Below are 17,268 nucleotides of genomic sequence, written 5' to 3' on the forward strand. Positions count from 1 at the left end.
TTCCAGCGCTCCTCCCGAGCGACGGAGGAAAGGCCCGGTGGTTGCACCGGGCCTTTCACATGTCCAGTAGCGCGTTTCGCGTCCGGCGGCGCTCAACGCTAACAGTCTGCTAACCAACTCCCCGCTCTGCTCACCAGACGCGGACACTTGAGCTTTTGCCGCCATGACCTAAAAAGGGCCCATGTCGAAAACAACACCTGCCACCCTGGCTCTCGGCAAGGCCAATGTCGCCTTTACCCTCGCCACCTATGAGTACGACCCCAACGCCGAGCGCGTGGGGTTGCAAGCTGCTGAATCCATGGGGGTTTCGCCCGACCAGGTCTTCAAGACGCTGATGGCCGAGCTCGACGGCAAGCCGATCTGCGCCATCGTCCCCTCCGACGAGGAGGTGAATATGAAAAAGCTCGCAGCGGCGCTGGGCGGCAAGTCGGCCCATATGATGAAGCCCGCCGACGCCGAACGTCTCACGGGCTATAAAGTGGGCGGAATCAGTCCCTTGGGCCAGCGCAAGGCGGTGCCGACTGCCCTCGACGAACTCGCGACCCTGCACGAGGAAATCTTCATCAACGGCGGCCAGCGCGGTCTTCAGATCCGCATCCGTCCGGATGATCTCGTCGCCGCACTCAAGTGTACGCTGGCCGACCTCGTTCGATAACCAGGCCCCAGAAACGACAAAAGGCGCCCGGGTGGACGCCTTCATCGAACATTTCGTCGGCTTGCCTAGATATTAGGCAGTGTAGGTGCCGCGTGCGATCGAACGGATGTCGCTGCGAGTGATGCCGAGGTCGTTAAGCTGACGGCTGTCGAGCGAGTTGAGTTCACGCAGCGTGCGCTGGTAGCGAGCGAAATCGGCGATTTTCTTTGCGATGTTCATTTCAGTTCCCCTTCGTTTGATGACCTCTATGTAGACCAAGGTCGTAGTGATTAGTAGGTAGCCTTCCTGCACATCCGTTATGCACTCAGTGCAACTGAAAGAGGCAGATGGTTCACAAGAGGTTCACGCCACGCATGGCGTAAACGCACAAAAAAGGGCCGAGCACGCGGCTCGACCCTTCTGTTTGCAGCTTTGAGCTATGCGTCAGTTGATGACGCGCGTCGGCTCCCTGCCCTCTTCGCGCGCAACCCGACGGTCCTCGCGCAGCTCAAACCACATCGCGTTGAGGATGCCGAAGGCGCAAGCCAGGCTGACCCCGAGGATCCAAGCGAAATACCACATTGCCTTCTCCTTAATACGCGTTGGGGTTCTTGTTGAGGCTCTCGGTCGACACCGTGCCGCGCATCACCCGGAACACCCAGGCGGTGTAGAGCAGGATGATCGGCAGGAAGACGATCGTTGCCAGCAGCATGATGAACAGTGTCAGGTGGCTCGAGGAGGCATCCCAAAGCGTCAGCCCGGCTTCCGGCATGGTCGAGGACGGCAGGAAGAACGGGAAGATCGACAGGCCCGCCGTGGCGACAATGCCGAAGATGCCGGCACCGGCCGCCAGATAGGCGGTCCACTTCCAGCCCGAGCGCAGACCAAGCACGGCGACAACCATCCCAAGGAGGCCGATCACCGGCGCGGCGATCATCCAGGGATAGGTGGCGTAATTGCTCAGCCAACCGCCCTGCACCAGTTCCACGGTCTTTGACAGCGGATTGATCGGAGCGTTCGGATCGATGACGTTGGTCACCACATAGCCGTTCATCGTCGAGACCCAGAAGCCGCCGAGGACAAAGAGCACGATGGTGGCAAGACCAGTCCAGGTACCGAAGCGACGGGCCCGCTCGGCCATCACGCCTTCGGTACGACCCACGATCAGCGTTGCGCCGAGCGTTGCGATCATGCCGACACTGACGAGGCCGGCCAGCAGGGCAAACGGCATCAGCAGCTGGAAGAAGTTGCCGGTGTAGAAGATGCGCATCGAGTTGTCGAAGTGGAACGGCGCACCCAGCAGCACATTGCCCACGGCGACGCCCATGATCAGCGAGGGCACAATGCCGCCGACGAACAGGGCCCAGTCCCAGGTCTGGCGCCAGCGTGGATCATTGACCTTGCCGCGGAACTTGAAGCCCACGGGCCGCAGGATCAGCGCCAGGAGAATGACCATCATGGCGAGGTAGAAGCCGGAGAAGCTGACGGCATAAAGCGGTGGGAAGGCGGCAAAGATGGCGCCGCCGCCAAGGATCAACCAGACCTGGTTTCCTTCCCAGGTCGGGCCGACAAGGTTGAGCAGCACGCGCCGTTCGTCGTCAGTGCGGGCGACGAAAGGCAGAAGCGTTCCCACGCCGAGGTCGCGACCACCCATGATGGCGAAGCCGATCAGCAGGACGCCGAGCAGAAGCCACCAGATCAGCCGGAGCGTTTCATAGTCGAGGGGAATGGTGCTCACGATCCGAGCTCCTGGGTAGCAGGCGTTGCAGGAAGGGTGGCAATGACGAAGTCTTCGTCATCATCCCTGGAGGCAATCACAGTGTCCTTAGGACCGGCCTTGATCACCCGAACCATGAGGATGACCATGATGACGAACAGGACCGTGTAGAGGAGCACGAAGAAGCTCAGCGACAGGATCAGTTCGAGAACCGACAGGCTCGATGCCGCAAGGAAGGTCGGCAGCACGCCTTCCACCGCCCAGGGCTGTCGCCCGAACTCAGCGATGAACCAACCGGCTTCGATGGCGATCCATGGCGTCGGCAGGAGGAAGAAGGTGAACCACAGCAGCGGCTTGTTGGTGTCGATCCAGCCGCGCGAGGCGCGATAGAACCACAGGGCGAAGAAGGCGATATAGAAGAAGCCCAGACCCATCATGATGCGGAAGGTCCAGAACAGCGGCCAGACACCAGGGACAGTGTCGAGCGCCGCCTGGGCGATTTCCGCGTCAGTGGCGTTCTGCACGTCTTCGCGATAGCGCTTCAGGAGCAGGCCATAGCCAAGATCCTGCCAGACCTCATCGAACACGGCCCGCGCTTCGGCATTGCTGCCATCGGCACGGATCTGCTCGAGGGCCTCGTAGGCCACCATGCCGACGCGGATGCGATCTTCAGCACGCGCGACCAGCTCATTGATGCCCGGCAGCTCCTTGTCGAAAGAGCGCGTGGTGATCAGGCCACCAACCCACGGCACCGAGATGTTGAAGCCAGGCTCGCCGTTCTCGCCGGGGAAAGCCACGATGCTCCAGGGCGCCGGGGCCGCCTCGGTGTGATACATGGCCTCGAGGGCCGCGATCTTCATCTTCTGGTGTTCGGTCGCGACATAGCCGCTCTCGTCACCGAGCACGACAACCGACAGGGCCGATGCCAGACCGAAGCTGGCCGCAACCACGGCCGAGCGCTTGGCCAGCTCGATGTGCTTGCCCTTGGCGAGAAAGAACGCCGAAATCGCAAGGATGAATACAGCGCCGCAGAGGTAGCCGGCGCTCACCGTATGCACGAACTTTGCCTGTGCAACCGGGTTGAAGATCACCGCCATGAAGTCGGTGATTTCCATGCGCATCGTGTCGGGGTTGAACTTGGCGCCGACCGGGTTCTGCATCCAGCCATTGGCGACGAGGATCCAGAGCGCCGAGAAGTTTGCGCCCAGCGCCGTCAGCCAGGTCACCACCAGGTGGCCGACCTTGCTCAGCCTGTCCCAACCAAAGAAGAACAGACCGATGAAAGTCGCCTCGAGGAAGAACGCCATCAGGCCTTCGATGGCCAGGGGCGCGCCAAAAATGTCGCCGACATAGTGGCTATAGTAGCTCCAGTTCATGCCGAACTGGAATTCCATGACGATGCCGGTCGCAACGCCCATGGCGAAGTTGATGCCGAACAGCGTGCCCCAGAACAGGGTCGCTTTGCGCCAGATCTGGCGCCCGGTCATGACATAAACGCTTTCCATGATGGCCATCATGAAACTGAGGCCAAGCGTCAATGGCACGAAGATGAAATGGTACATCGCGGTGGCGGCAAATTGCCATCGCGATAGCTCGACGACAGTCATGTCGATCATGGTGCTCTTTGGCCCCTATGCTTTACCGATGGCCCCAGGCCACCCTTACTTGCCTATGCCACCTTGGGGCGGATTTGGCCTTGATCCAGATCAAGGACCCTTGCGTTCAAGCCGCATAAGGTGCCAATCGAGGCTGCCAACATTCTACGACCTTATATCCAGCAGATCATCACCCGTGACACCTGAAGAAAAAGCAGCCGGCAAAGCCCTCTCTCGCCTACAAAAGCACGGGGCGCAAACACTCTGGCTGGCGATCGCGGCCCCGCTTCTGGGCGGATTTCTCCTTGTGTGGCAGGCCTGGGAACTGGCCAGCGTGCTCGGCCGCGCCATTGAGGGCGGCGAAGCGCCGCAGGCTTTGCTCCCAGGAATCGGACTGGTACTGGCACTTTTGATCACGCGCGCGGGCCTGTCGGCTCTCGGCGACTGGCTCGGCTCGCTCGGCGCCGAAGCGATCAAGCTCAAACTGCGCGAACTTCTGTTCACCGGCCTCCTCTCGCGCTCGCCGCGGCAGGGCGATGCTGCCTCCTCTGGCGCCGCCACCGCCGCCATTGTCGATCAGGTCGAGGCGATTGACGCCTATTATGCGCGCTACCTGCCCGCCTCCGCGCAGGCCGCGCTGCTGCCGCTCGTCTTCGGCGCCATCATTCTCCCGCTCGATTGGGTCGCTGGCGTTCTCTTCATCGTCACCGCACCGCTGATTCCGCTGTTCATGGCACTCGTCGGCTGGGGCGCGCAAAAGGCCAGCGATCATCAGGCGCAGGCGCTGACCCGCCTCTCCGGCCGCTTCGGAGACCGCCTCCGGGGTCTTGTGACCCTAAAACTCTTCGGCCGCGCCGAGGCGGAGACCGAAGCCATCGTTGCCGCCAGCGACGCCCTGCGCCAGCGCACACTCAAAGTGCTGCGCATCGCCTTCCTCTCTTCGGCCGTGCTCGAATTCTTCGCCGCGCTTGGCGTCGCCGGCGTGGCGCTCTACCTCGGCCTCACCTTCATCGAATTCCTCAATCTCCGCTCCAGCCCGCTGAACCTGCACATCGCGGTGTTCCTGCTGCTGATGGCGCCCGAGGTCTATAATCCGCTGCGCCTCCTCGCCTCCCACTATCATGACCGTGCAGCCGCCAAGGCGGCCCACGTGGAGATCGAGCGCCAGCTCGGCGAACTGCCCGAAGCAGCGGCAAAGCTGTCGGATGTGGCGCCCCGCTCCGGCCCGACCATAGCCATCGCCTTTGAAAATCTCACCCTGCGCACGCCGGACCGGCAGAAAATCGTGCTGCATGATGTCGGCCTCGACATTGCCGCCGGCGCGCATGTGGCGCTGCTCGGCCCGAGCGGGGAGGGCAAGACGACGCTGCTCGAAGCCATCGCGGCTCTGCGCACCCATGACGGGCAGATCCGCCTTGAGGGCAAGCTGCTGGCCGACTGGCCTGAAGCGGATCTGCGCGCCCGCACCTTCCTGCTTACGCAGAAGCCGCGCCTTATCCACGCCAGCATTGCCGACAACATCGCGCTGGCCCGCCCCGGCGCCAGCCGCAGCGAAATCGAGCAGGCCGCTGAATTGGCGTTCGTCACGCCCTTTGCCGATGCCCTGGCTGACGGGCTCGATACAATGATCAGCGAAGACGGCCTCGGTCTCTCCGGCGGCCAGGCCCAGCGCGTGGCGCTCGCCCGCGTGTTCCTCCGCGATGCCGGGCTCATCCTGCTCGACGAGCCGACCGCCCATCTCGACCCGGCGCTCGAAGGCGAGATCATCGACAATATCATCGCCTATGCGCGCGGCCGGACCCTTGTGGTCTCCACCCATTCCGCCGCCGTCGCTGCCCGCCTCGACAAGGCATGGCGCATTGCCGGGGAAAGCCTCCTCCCCGTCGCCATTCCCGCCAAGAAGAAAGGCGCAGCATGAACGCGCTCGAAAAACTGGCCCCGCTCTTCCGCCGCCGCACCGGGGCCATGGCACTCGCGCTGATCCTGGCGCTGATCACCCTCGCCTCGGGCGTTGCCCTCCTTGGCACCTCCGGCTGGTTCATTACCGCCACCGCGCTCACCAGCGCCGGTCTCGCCTTCAATCTCTTCGTGCCGTCTTCGTTGGTGCGCGCCTTCTCCTTCATCCGCATTCTCTCGCGCTATGGCGAGCGCCTCGTCGGCCACAATGCGACGCTGAAGCTGCTGTCCGATCTGCGCGGCTGGCTGTTCGCGGCGCTGTTCCCGCGCCTTCCCCTCAGCGATCGCTCGATCCGCCACGGCGATCTCGTCAGCCGCCTCACCGCTGACGTCGACGCGCTGGACACGGCCTTCCTCGTCGCCATCGGCCCGCTGCTCGGCGCCATCTTTGTCGGCATCGGCGTCACCGGTGTTCTCGCCTGGCTGCTGCCCGGCGCGGCAATCGTCTATGGTCTCGCCGTGCTGGGCGCCGTCCTTGTCGTCCCGGCATTGCTCGTCATTGCCGCCCGTTCCACCGGCCGCCAGGTCGTCGCCGCCTCGGCCGAAGCCCGGATCAGCGTCTATGACGCCGTCGCCGGCCACACCGATCTCACCCTCCTTGGCGCCCTCGGCACCACCGTCGAGCGCTTTTCCAGCGCCATGTCGGATCTGCGCAAGCTCCGGCTCAATATGGTCGCGCTCACTGCCTGCGCCGGGTTCGCGGTGCAAGTCCTCGCCGCCATTGCGCTGATCGGCACGCTCTGGGCCGGTGTCACCGCCCATGCCGCCGGCACGCTCGATCCCGCGGTCATGGTGGCGCTGCTGCTCGCGGTTCTCGGCAGCTTTGAAGCCACCTCCGCCATCGTCCGCAGCGTCGGCAAGGCCGTCAGCGCCCTCGCCGCAGCCGAGCGCCTCAATGCCCTCGCCAGCCTGCCCGTGGCCGATGTCGAGCCTTCAGAACCCAAGGCGCTGACCTCGGACAATGCCATCGCCTTCAACAACGTCACCTTCGGCTATGTGCCCGAAGCGCCCGTCGTCTCCGGCGTATCGCTCTCTGTTGCCGCCGGAGAACGCGTCGCCGTCTCCGGCCCGAGCGGCGGTGGCAAGTCCACGCTGCTGCGGCTGCTGCTGCGCCTCCACCGCCCGCAATCGGGCGAGATCACCATCGGTGGCGTCTCCATCGCCGACATCGACAGCGCCCAGTTGCATGGGCGCATCTCCCTCCTCAGCCAGGACAGCCCCGTGTTCATCGACAGCGTGCGCAGCAATCTGCTCATCGCCCGGATCGACGCCACCGAGGATGAACTCTGGCAGGCTCTCGACGCCGCATGGCTGGGTGAATTCGTGCGCGCCCTGCCCAAGGGTCTCGATACGCCCGTCGGCGAAGCGGGCCGCACCCTCTCGGCCGGTCAGATGCGCCGGCTGTGCCTCGCGCGCACCCTGCTCTCAAACGCCCCGATCATTCTCCTGGACGAGCCGACCAACGCGCTCGATCGCGCCACCGAGATCGCGTTCTTCGAAACCCTGGCCGAAGCCACCAAGGGCAAGACCGTGCTGATGGTCACGCATGCCGCGATCCCCGAAGGGACCATGGACCGCATCGTTACCCTGCGCGACGGCCGGCTGGGCTAAGCCCTAGCCGCAGCGCAGGCGCAGCACCGTCAGATCGGGCACGGTGATGTTGCGATAGTTGACGATCTCGATGATCTTGTCGGCCTTGAGCTTGCTCATCTGCCGGCTCACCGTCTCGATGGTCAGCCCGAGGAAATCGGCGATATCAGCGCGGCTGAGGGGCAGGTCGAACGTCGTCGATCCCTCGTCTTCCTCGGGGTCGATATGGGTGGCGATGAGATAGAGGAAGCTCGCCACTTTTTCGGCGGCAGTCTTGCGGCCCAGCGTCACCATCCAGTCGCGCGCCTCATCGAGTTCCCTGAGCGCCTGCAGCATGATCCGATGCTCGAGCGGTCCGCTTTCCTGCACAAGGCTTTCCAGCGCCCCCTTGGGGATCATGCAGAGATCGACATCCGAGGCGCTTTCCGCGCTCACCCGGCTCTCACCCGCAAAGGGGCGACCGAGAAGATCGGGCGCAAACTGCAGGCCAACGACCTGCTGGCGACCGTCTTCGAGCACTTTGGTCAGCTTGATGACGCCGCGCAGCACATTGGCGTAAGCCGCAATCGGCATGGCATCGGCCAGCAATTCATGCCCGGCCTCATGATGAACGCGCCGGGTATGCTTGGAGAGTTTCACCAATTGCTCGGGGTTGAGTGCGCCGCACACGCCCCGGTGCCGTGCTTCGCAACTCTGGCAAAGTACTGGCATCTCAGAATTATGGATGTCCTTGCGCACAACCTGCATGGCAAAACTCCTTACTGGAGCAATCTAGGCAGGCGCGCGGCAAAAAGTGCAAGCCGCAATGTCGCTGTGCCAACTCGCCGCACGCAATCTCCCTGCTTGCCCCGGCCTTGACCTTACCATGATGGGAAGGTTTATATGAGGACGGAAGAGGATAAATCCATGATCAAACATGTCCACGCTTCCACCGCCCAACCGCTTGTTCTCGATATCGAGGGGATGAGCTGCGCCTCCTGCGTGGGGCGCGTCGAAAAGGCCCTGCTCAAGGTCCCGGGCGTCGAGACAGCCTCGGTCAATCTGGCGACGGAGCGCGCTACCATCGGCGCGAGCACGGCAACCCTCGCCGAGCTTATCCAGGCGGTGGAGAAAGTCGGATATTCTGCCGCCGCGCGTCCGGCCGAAGGCGCGGCGCATGATCATGCCCATCACCACGATGAAGACGCAGCCGAGCTCAAGCGCGATCTCGCAATCGCCGCTGTGCTCACCCTGCCGCTTTTCGTTCTTGAGATGGGTGGTCATCTCTATACGCCCTTCCATCACTGGCTGATGGGCGTCGTGCCGATGCAGTGGCTCTATATCGCCTACTTCGTGCTCGCCACTGCCGTCCTCTTCTGGCCCGGCCGCCGTTTCTTCAAAGTCGGCGTGCCGGCCCTGCTGCGCGGCGCACCCGAAATGAATGCGCTTGTCGCCCTGGGCGCCGGCGCCGCCTGGCTCTATTCCAGCGTGGTCACTTTCGCACCCCAGCTGGTCCCCAGCGAAACGCGCTTCGTCTATTTCGAAGCCGCCGCGGTCATCGTCACGCTGATCCTCGCCGGTCGTTGGCTCGAAGCCCTCGCCAAGGGCCGTACCGGTGAAGCCATCCAGCGCCTGGTGCGCGAACAGGCCAGAACCGCTTTCGTCGAGCGCGACGGACGGACAATGGAACTGGCGGTCGAGCAGGTCGCCGTCGGCGACGTCGTCGTCGTGCGCCCCGGAGAGAAGATCGCCGTCGACGGCGAGGTCATCGACGGGTCGAGCCATGTCGATGAAGCCATGATCTCGGGCGAGCCCCTGCCCGTCTCGAAATCGGCCGGCGATAGCGTCATCGGCGGCACGCTCAACACGTCCGGCAGTTTCCGCTTCCGCGCCACCAAGGTGGGCAGCGACACCATGCTCGCCCACATCATCCGCATGGTAGAAGAAGCCCAGGCCGGCAAGCTGCCGATCCAGGCCGTCGTCGACCGCATTACCCTGTGGTTCGTGCCCGCCGTCATGGCTCTGGCCGCCGTCACCTTCATCGTCTGGACCATCTGGGGCCCCGAGCCGTCCTTCACCTATGGCCTCGTCAACGCCGTCGCGGTGCTCATCATCGCCTGCCCCTGTGCCATGGGGCTGGCCACGCCGACCTCGATCATGGTCGGCACCGGCCGGGCAGCCGAGCTCGGCGTGCTGTTCCGCAAGGGTGAGGCGCTACAGCGCCTGCGGGACGCCGACGTCGTGGCCTTCGACAAGACCGGTACGCTCACACAAGGAAAGCCGGTCCTTTCCGATCTCATCGTGGCGGATGGATTTGACCGCAGCACAGTTCTCTCCCTCGTCGCTGCCGCCGAGAGCCGCTCCGAGCACCCGATCGCGCTGGCCATCGTTGCGGCCGCCGAAGCGGAAGGCCTCTCCATCCCACTAATCGACGATTTTGCCTCCGATCCCGGTCACGGCGTTACCGCCACGATTGCGGGCCAGAAGGTGGAAGTCGGTTCCGCACGCATGTTTGCCGGGCTCGATCTCTCGGCCTTCGTCACCACGCTCGAAGCGCTCGCCGATGATGGCAAGACGCCGGTTCTTGCTGCGATCGACGGGAAGATCGCCGCCGCCATCGTCGTCGCCGACGTGGTCCGCCCAACCAGCCAGGCGGTCATCGCCCAGCTCCATGCCATGGGTCTCAAGACCGCGATGATCTCCGGCGACAACCAGCGGACCGCCGCGGCCATTGCCCGCCAGCTCGGCATTGATGAAGTCCAGGCCGAGGTGCTCCCCGCCGACAAGGTCGCCGCCATCAAGGCGCTGCGCGCCGGTGGACGCGTCGTCGCCTATGTCGGCGATGGCATCAATGATGCACCGGCCCTCGCCGAAGCCGATATCGGCATTGCCGTCGGGACCGGCACCGATGCCGCAATCGAAAGCGCCGACGTTGTCCTGCTCGGCGGCGATCTCAAGGGCGTGCTCAATGCCCTTAAACTCAGCCGCGCCACCATCCGCAACATCTGGGAAAATCTCTTCTGGGCTTTTGGCTACAACGCGCTGCTCATTCCGGTTGCCGCCGGTGTGCTCTACCCGAGTTTCGGCCTCCTGCTCTCCCCCATGCTCGGTGCCGGCGCCATGGCGCTGTCCTCGGTCTTTGTGGTCAGCAATGCACAACGGTTGCGCGCAGTAAGAGGAGTGTCGCTATGAACATCGGACAGGCCTCGCAGGCTTCCGGCGTCTCGCCGAAAATGATCCGCTATTACGAGCAGATCGGGCTGATCCGCCCGGCCGACCGCACCGACAGCAATTACAGGGTCTACGGTGCCGACGAGGTCCATACGCTCCGCTTCATCCGCCGCGCCCGCACGCTGGGCTTTTCCACCGAGGAGACCAGCGCATTGCTTGCTCTCTGGCAGGACAAGTCCCGCGCCAGCGCCGAAGTGCAGACCATCGCCCAGACCCATATCGCCGCGCTCGAAACCAAGATCGCCGAACTGCAGTCCATGGTCGGCACACTCAAACACCTGGCCCATTGCTGCCACGGCGATGACCGCCCCGACTGCCCCATTCTCGATGACCTCGCCGGCATCGAAACTCCAAGCAAAGGACACTGAGAAATGACCGAAAAGACCAGCTTCACCGTCAACGACATGACCTGCGGCCATTGCGTCGGAACAGTCCGCAAGGCGCTGGCGAAGCGGCCTGAATTGGCCGCTTGACCTTGCCACGTGGGAAGGCCGCACATTCACTCGATCCCAAAAGGAGATCGATATGAAAGCCCCAATTGCTGCCTTCACCCTCGTCCTTCTCGCCAGTCCGGTGCTGGCCCAGGATCACTCCGGCCACACCCACGGTGCAGCCGGGAACAATGCCGCAAACTCCGCCTATCAGGATGCGAATGCGCGCATGCACGCCAATATGGCGGTCGAGCTTACGGGCGACGCCGAATTTGACTTCATCCAGGGCATGATTCCCCACCACCAGGGGGCGGTGGACATGGCCCGGATTGTTCTTGAACATGGCATGGACCCGGAAGTCCGGGCGCTGGCCGAGGCGGTCATTGCCGCTCAGGAGGAAGAGATCGCGTGGATGAAGGCCTGGCTCGCCAGGCGCGGCCGGTAAAGTGGTGCGCAGCTAGTTGTTGCCCGGTCGGCTCACCGAATTGCGCACGATGAGTTCGGCGCGCAGCAGCATTTCTCGCGATTTGGGCTCCTCGCCGGCCAGCATGGTCAGCAGCATTTCCATGGCAGCCTCGCCGATCCGGTGGCGAGGCTGTTTCATTGTCGTCAGCGATGGGCTGACGAAGCTGGCAAAGGAAATGTCGTCAAACCCCATCACCGAGAACTGGCGCGGCAAATCGTATTTCCGCGCATTGAGGGCGATGATGACACCGAGCGCTGTCGCGTCATTGACGCAGAAGAACGCCGTCGGCAGCGCGTCGCGCACGAACATCAGCTCGGCCGCCGCGCGACCACTCTCGGTCGTGCCATCGCCATCGATGATCAGGCGCGGATCGATCTCGATCCCCGCCCCTTCGAGTGCAGCCCGATAACCCGCCTCGCGCAGCCTGTTGATCTCGCGGCTGGCGGAGCGGCCGATGAAGCCCACTTTGCGATGCCCCTGCGAGATCAGATGCTCCGCCGCGATCCGCGCACCCTCGAAATTGTCGACGCCAACGAAGGGGATTTCCTGGCCAATCACAGGCTCGTTGACTGCCACCACCGGCGGCAGCCGCGTTTCGTCGCGATCCTGCCCGAAGCCGAAGGGCAGATGCCCGGTAAAGAGTATCAGCCCGTCGGCCTGGTTTGAGCTGATGAAGCGCAAATAGTCGGTTTCGCGGCTCGGATCGTTCTGCGTATTGCCGATCAGCACGCCATAGCCGCGCTTGCTGGCCTCGGTCTCGAGACCGACGAGAATGTTGGAGAAGTTCGGATCGCCGACATCGGGCGCGAGGATGAGGATCATATTGCTGCGGCGCATGCGCAGCGAACGGGCCATGGCATTGGTCGTATAGCCGGTGCGCGCGATGGCCTCGGTTACCCGTCGGCGCGTGGCATCGGCGACCTTGGTGGGTTCATTGATGGCGCGGCTGACCGTGGCGATCGACACCCCGGCCATCGCCGCAACGTCCTCGATTGTCGCCAGCTTTTGCTGCTGCACCTAGCCCGCTCCGCCCCTGTCGCGCAGCCAAAAGCCAAGCGCGCCTCTGCCTTTAGCAGATGCCATGGATTGCGCCATGGCCCTCCCCTGCCATCACCGGATATTCCGCACTGTAAACCTTTACACGATTGATGAAAACCTTTACATGAATGGTATTGGCAATGAACGAGTGTTCAAATTCGTCGTGCCTCCAGGGAGGACTGCACCATGTCTGAGGGGACGGGTGATACCGTGTCGCCGATCCTTTCGGCGCATCGGATTTCAAAATCGTTCGGTGAAATACCGGTGCTGTTCAGCATCGATTTCGACGTGCGCCCCGGTGAGGTCCACGCCATCATCGGCGAAAACGGCGCCGGCAAGTCTACCCTCATCAAGATTCTCTCCGGCCTTGAGCAGCCGACATCCGGCACCATCCATTATCGCGGCGAACAGGTCGTCCTGCCCCCCAATGGCGAGGCGGCGGCAATGGGCATCGTCGTCATCCATCAGGAACTGCTGCTCGCCGAGCATCTGACGGTCGCCGACTCCATCTTCCTCGGCCGGGAGCTACATTCGAACGGCTTCCTCAAGCTCAAGGAAATGCGTGACTGCGCCAGCGCCATCCTCGATACGCTGCACGTCCGCATCGATCCCGATGCCCGCATCCATACGCTGTCGGTCGCTGACAAGCAGATGGTCGAGATCGCCAAGGCGATCAGCCAGGATGCCCGCGTCATCATCATGGACGAGCCCACCGCCGTGCTCTCGGTGGCCGAAACCAGCACGCTGTTCGAGCAGATCAAGCGGCTGACCGCCCAGGGCGTTGCCATCATCTTCATTTCGCACAAGCTTGACGAGATCATGGAGCTGGCGGCACGGGTCACCGTATTGCGCGACGGCCAGCTGATCGCCACGCTTGGCACCGAGAACCTCACCCCCGATTCCATCGCGCAGATGATGGTCGGCCGCGAGCTCTCCAATCTCTATCCGCCCAAGCACGAGCCCGATGTCGACGCCGAGATCATGCTCTCGGTGCGAGACCTCGCCTCCCCCGGCATTTCGGGCATTTCCTTTGACCTACGCCGCGGCGAAATCCTCGGCTTTGCCGGCCTCATCGGTTCGGGCCGTACCGCCGTGGCCGAAACCATTGTCGGTCTCGTCAAGAAAACCGGCGGCGCTGTGACCCTGCGCGGCCAGGCCGTCGATTTCACCGACGTGTCGCAATCGGTCAATGCCGGCCTCGCCTATATGACCAAGGACCGAAAGGGCCGCGGGCTGCTGCTCAATGTCGGCCTCCAGCCGAACCTCACCCTGCTCACGCTCAAAAAGCACTTGAAGCGCGGCTTCCTCGACAATGGCAGCGAGCAGCAGGCGCTCGAGCGCGCCGTGCGCCGCTTCGACATCCGCGCCCGCGACGCCTCTGTTCCGGTGGGTAAACTCTCCGGCGGCAATCAGCAGAAGCTCATGCTCGGCAAGACCATGGAAAGCGAGCCGGACATCATCATCATGGATGAGCCGACGCGCGGCATCGATGTCGGCACCAAGCAGCAGATTTATCACATCATCGCGGCGCTGGCCGCCGAGGGGAAGGCGATCATCGTCATCTCCTCGGAAATGCAGGAAGTCATCGGCCTCAGCCACAAGGTCATGGTGATGCGCAATGGGCGCCTCGCCGGCCAGCTCGAGGGCGCAGAAATTACCGAGGCAGAAATCATGCGGTACGCCGCGGGCATCAAACAGGATGGGGACGATGAGCGTATCAGCGCATGAGGCAGAAAAGCCGGCCAAGGGGTTCCGGCTCGACCTCAAGACGGCGGGGCCGCTGCTGGCCCTCATCCTGCTGGTCATCCTGGGCTACAGCCTCAATCCGGCCTTCCTCAACGAAGGCAATATCACCAATATCCTGACGCGCTCTGCCTTCATCGGCATCATCGCGGTGGGGGCCACTTTCGTCATCACAGCGGGCGGCATCGATCTCTCGGTGGGCTCCATGGCCGCCTTCATTGCCGGCGTCATGATCATCATCATGAACTGGGCCGTGGGCGCTATGGGCGCGTCGATCTGGACGGTGGTGCTGGGCGTCGGCTGTTCGCTGATCCTGGGCATTGGCGCCGGCTTCATCAACGGCTTCCTCACCACCAAGGCCAAGATCGAAGCCTTCATCGTCACCCTGGGCACCATGGGCATCTACCGCTCGCTGGTCACCTATTTCGCCGATGGCGGCACGCTCTCGCTCAACAATGGCGCGCGCGAAATCTATCGCCCGGTCTATTACGACAGCTTCCTGCGCATTCCCTATCCGGTCTGGGTGTTCATCGCCGTCGCCATCATCGGCTGGGTGCTCATGAACCGCACCGCCTTCGGTCGCTATTGCATGGCCATCGGCTCCAACGAGCAGGTGGCGCGCTATTCGGCCATCAAGGTCGACCGCGTGCGCACCGCCACCTACATCCTGCAGGGTCTCTGCGTGTCGCTGGCCACCATCATCTATGTGCCACGCCTCGGCTCAGCCTCTTCAGCCACGGGCGTCCTGTGGGAGCTTGAAGCCATCGCTGCGGTGATCATCGGCGGTACCATGCTCAAGGGCGGCTTCGGGCGCATCGGCGGCACCGTCATCGGCGCGCTGATCCTCACGTCCATCGGCAATATTCTCAACCTCACCGAGATCATCTCCAACTACCTCAATGGGGCAGTCCAGGGCGTGATCATCGTGGCGGCGGTCTATCTGCAGCGCGGCTCCTTCCGGGCCCGCCGCAAGAAGGCTGACTAGTTTTTATCGAATTCCACGCCCCCAACGGGCGGGATCACCGGTGCCGAAGCGGTGCCAATTTTGGGAGGAAATCTGACATGTCGTTGAAGGCAATCGCACTTGGCCTGATGGCCACCAGCGCCCTGCTCGGCTCTGCCGTGGCGCAGGAAAAGATCAAGATCGGGGTGTCCATCCCGGCGGCAACGCACGGTTTCATGGGCGGCCTCAACTGGCACGCCGCCGAAGCCGAAAAGCGCCTCGAGGCCGCCAACCCCAATATCGACCTGATCATCGTCACTGCTGACGGTCCGGCTGACCAGGCCAGCGATCTCGAAGATCTCGTGTCCGTCCACCAGATCGATGCGCTCGTCGTCCTGCCGTTCGAATCCGAGCCGCTGACCGAGCCTGTCCGTGCCGTCAAGGATTCCGGGGCGTTCATCACCGTGGTTGACCGCGGCCTGACCGACCCGTCCATCCAGGACGTCTATGTCTCGGGCAACAACACCGAAATGGGCCAGGTTTCGGCCGAATACATGATGAGCCGTCTCGGCGAGGGCGACAACATCGTCATCCTGCGCGGCATCCCCACGGTTCTCGACACCGAACGTTTCGACGCCTTCATGGCGACCATCGAAGGCTCGGGCATCAATGTCCTCGACAACAAGTTCGCCAACTGGAACCGCGATGACGGCTTTGAAGTGATGCAGGACTTCCTGTCGCGCTTCCCCGACATCGATGGCGTCTGGGCTCAGGACGACGACATCACCCTCGGCGTGGTCGAAGCCGTCAAGGCCGCTGGCCGCGAGAGCGAAATGTTTGTCGTCGGTGGCGCTGGCATGAAGGAAATCGTCAAGGGCGTGATGGATGGTGATCCGCTCGTGCCGGTCGACGTACTCTATCCGCCGGCCCAGATCGCCACGGCAATGGACGTCACCGTCAATCACTTCGTCTCCAATGGCCCTGTCACCGGCACCTATATCCTGGGCTCGCCGCTGATCACCCAGGAGAACGCCGAGCAGTTCTACTTCCCCGACAGCCCGTTCTAAGGCTTCGAGCCGGCCCGCACCTCTCGTGGCGAGGCCACCAAATACCCGAAGGGCGCCGCAAGGCGCCCTTTGACCTTTCGGGGCGGCCCATGGCATTGGGATGGCCATGAAGACAATTCTCGTCATCGGCATAGGCACCGGCAGCCCGGAACACATCACCGTCGCAGGGATGAATGCCCTCAATCGCGCCGATGTGCTCTTCATCCCCGACAAGGGGGCTGCAAAGGCCGACCTGGCCGATATCCGCCGCGAAATCCTTGCCCGCTATGTCACCCGCCCAGATAGCCGCAGTGTCAGCTATGCTATCCCCGTGCGGGACGCAGCCAAGCCCGACTACAATGCCGGCGTCGACGAATGGCATGACAGGCTCGGCGATATCTTTGCCGATCTCATCGCTGTAATTCCCGAAGGCGGCGCGGGCGGTTTTCTCGTCTGGGGCGATCCCAGCCTTTACGATTCCACCCTGCGCATTCTCGATCGCGTGCGCCCAACGGTCGACTTCTCGGTCGAGGTCATTCCCGGCATCACCGCCATCCAGGCGCTCACCGCCGCCCACGCCATCCCGCTCAACCGCATCGGCACCCCAGTCACTATTACGACCGGTCGGCAACTCGGCCCGGTGACAACCGATACGGTGGTGATGCTTGATGGGCGTCTGGCCTTCCGCGATTGTGACCCGGGCCTCACCATTTATTGGGGCGCCTATCTCGGCACGCCGGACCAGTTGCTGGTCAGCGGCAAACTGGGCGATGTGGCCGAGACCATCGTCGAGACGCGCGCCGCCGCGCGGGCGCGTCATGGCTGGATCATGGATATTTACTTGCTGCGCCCGCAGGACTAGCGCCATAAGCTGTGGCGCAGTTGTTCAGGGGGGAAAC

General features: G+C 63.2%; 17 protein-coding genes. 11 read left to right on the forward strand and 6 right to left on the reverse strand.

From position 1 onward, the window contains the following. The first annotated feature begins 181 nt into the window (after nucleotides 1-181). On the forward strand, nucleotides 182-655 hold the full coding sequence (gene ybaK / locus NYQ88_RS16180; protein ID WP_275652140.1) for a Cys-tRNA(Pro) deacylase: 474 nt from the start codon (nucleotides 182-184) through the stop codon (nucleotides 653-655). 72 nt (nucleotides 656-727) lie between these two features. Here ybaK and NYQ88_RS16185 read toward each other — a convergent pair whose 3' ends face one another. From NYQ88_RS16185 to NYQ88_RS16200, 4 genes are all read right to left on the reverse strand, one after another. Next, on the reverse strand, nucleotides 728-874 hold the full coding sequence (locus NYQ88_RS16185) for a DUF1127 domain-containing protein (RefSeq protein ID WP_275604173.1): 147 nt from the start codon (nucleotides 872-874) through the stop codon (nucleotides 728-730). Between the two features lie 204 nt (nucleotides 875-1,078). Then, nucleotides 1,079-1,216 carry a cytochrome bd-I oxidase subunit CydX gene (gene cydX, locus NYQ88_RS16190; protein ID WP_275652141.1) on the reverse strand — a complete coding sequence of 46 codons (138 nt, stop codon included), beginning with the start codon at nucleotides 1,214-1,216 and terminating at the stop codon, nucleotides 1,079-1,081. Nucleotides 1,217-1,226: 10 nt separating this feature from the next. Continuing rightward, entirely contained in the window at nucleotides 1,227-2,372 is a 1,146-nt protein-coding gene (gene cydB / locus NYQ88_RS16195) for a cytochrome d ubiquinol oxidase subunit II (RefSeq protein ID WP_275652142.1), read from the reverse strand. After that, a complete protein-coding gene (locus tag NYQ88_RS16200) occupies nucleotides 2,369-3,964 on the reverse strand; it encodes a cytochrome ubiquinol oxidase subunit I (protein WP_275654940.1) in 1,596 nt (531 codons plus the stop codon). The genes cydB and NYQ88_RS16200 overlap by 4 nt, the downstream gene beginning before the upstream one ends. Before the next feature lie 178 nt (nucleotides 3,965-4,142). Between NYQ88_RS16200 and cydD the strand changes: the two genes are divergently transcribed. Together cydD and cydC are read left to right on the forward strand one after the other, a co-directional pair. Then, nucleotides 4,143-5,864, forward strand: coding sequence for a thiol reductant ABC exporter subunit CydD (cydD, locus tag NYQ88_RS16205; RefSeq protein ID WP_275652143.1), 1,722 nt, complete (start codon nucleotides 4,143-4,145; stop codon nucleotides 5,862-5,864). Then, nucleotides 5,861-7,513: a thiol reductant ABC exporter subunit CydC gene (cydC, locus tag NYQ88_RS16210; protein WP_275652144.1), complete on the forward strand. Its 1,653-nt coding sequence runs from the start codon at nucleotides 5,861-5,863 to the stop codon at nucleotides 7,511-7,513. The genes cydD and cydC overlap by 4 nt, the downstream gene beginning before the upstream one ends. A gap of 3 nt (nucleotides 7,514-7,516) precedes the next feature. On the opposite strand, the gene NYQ88_RS16215 is transcribed toward cydC, so the two are convergent. Then, nucleotides 7,517-8,239 (reverse strand): Crp/Fnr family transcriptional regulator, encoded by a 723-nt coding sequence (locus NYQ88_RS16215; protein ID WP_275652145.1) that lies wholly within the window; start codon nucleotides 8,237-8,239, stop codon nucleotides 7,517-7,519. Nucleotides 8,240-8,398: 159 nt separating this feature from the next. Here NYQ88_RS16215 and NYQ88_RS16220 point away from each other — a divergent pair, with 159 nt between their 5' ends. Genes NYQ88_RS16220 through NYQ88_RS16235 form a run of 4 tightly spaced genes read left to right on the forward strand, consistent with a single transcriptional unit; the run spans nucleotide 8,399 to nucleotide 11,578 of the window. Next, nucleotides 8,399-10,663, forward strand: a complete 2,265-nt coding sequence (locus NYQ88_RS16220) for a heavy metal translocating P-type ATPase (RefSeq protein WP_275652146.1) — start codon at nucleotides 8,399-8,401, stop codon at nucleotides 10,661-10,663. Then, on the forward strand, nucleotides 10,660-11,070 hold the full coding sequence (gene cueR, locus NYQ88_RS16225; RefSeq protein WP_275652147.1) for a Cu(I)-responsive transcriptional regulator: 411 nt from the start codon (nucleotides 10,660-10,662) through the stop codon (nucleotides 11,068-11,070). Before NYQ88_RS16220 ends, cueR begins: the two co-directional genes overlap by 4 nt. Nucleotides 11,071-11,073: 3 nt before the next feature. Then, on the forward strand, nucleotides 11,074-11,175 hold the full coding sequence (locus tag NYQ88_RS16230; protein WP_275652148.1) for a cation transporter: 102 nt from the start codon (nucleotides 11,074-11,076) through the stop codon (nucleotides 11,173-11,175). Between the two features lie 52 nt (nucleotides 11,176-11,227). Next, nucleotides 11,228-11,578, forward strand: coding sequence for a DUF305 domain-containing protein (locus tag NYQ88_RS16235; protein WP_275652149.1), 351 nt, complete (start codon nucleotides 11,228-11,230; stop codon nucleotides 11,576-11,578). Nucleotides 11,579-11,590: 12 nt separating this feature from the next. Here the strand turns inward: NYQ88_RS16235 and NYQ88_RS16240 are convergent, their stop codons facing one another. Then, nucleotides 11,591-12,616, reverse strand: coding sequence for a LacI family DNA-binding transcriptional regulator (locus NYQ88_RS16240; RefSeq protein ID WP_275652150.1), 1,026 nt, complete (start codon nucleotides 12,614-12,616; stop codon nucleotides 11,591-11,593). 207 nt (nucleotides 12,617-12,823) lie between these two features. On the opposite strand from NYQ88_RS16240, the gene NYQ88_RS16245 reads away from it, so the two are divergent. The 4 genes from NYQ88_RS16245 (at nucleotide 12,824) to cobF (ending at nucleotide 17,231) form a co-directional block, all read left to right on the forward strand. Then, entirely contained in the window at nucleotides 12,824-14,365 is a 1,542-nt protein-coding gene (locus NYQ88_RS16245) for a sugar ABC transporter ATP-binding protein (RefSeq protein ID WP_275652151.1), read from the forward strand. After that, the gene (locus NYQ88_RS16250; protein WP_275652152.1) at nucleotides 14,346-15,365 is read left to right on the forward strand and encodes an ABC transporter permease; all 1,020 of its coding nucleotides are present in this window, start codon (nucleotides 14,346-14,348) and stop codon (nucleotides 15,363-15,365) included. The genes NYQ88_RS16245 and NYQ88_RS16250 overlap by 20 nt, the downstream gene beginning before the upstream one ends. Before the next feature lie 77 nt (nucleotides 15,366-15,442). Then, a complete protein-coding gene (locus NYQ88_RS16255; RefSeq protein ID WP_275652153.1) occupies nucleotides 15,443-16,390 on the forward strand; it encodes a substrate-binding domain-containing protein in 948 nt (315 codons plus the stop codon). 106 nt (nucleotides 16,391-16,496) lie between these two features. Beyond that, the gene (cobF, locus tag NYQ88_RS16260; protein WP_275652154.1) at nucleotides 16,497-17,231 is read left to right on the forward strand and encodes a precorrin-6A synthase (deacetylating); all 735 of its coding nucleotides are present in this window, start codon (nucleotides 16,497-16,499) and stop codon (nucleotides 17,229-17,231) included. Nucleotides 17,232-17,268: the final 37 nt, after the last annotated feature.

The organism is Devosia sp. SD17-2, assembly GCF_029201565.1.
GTDB lineage: Bacteria > Pseudomonadota > Alphaproteobacteria > Rhizobiales > Devosiaceae > Devosia.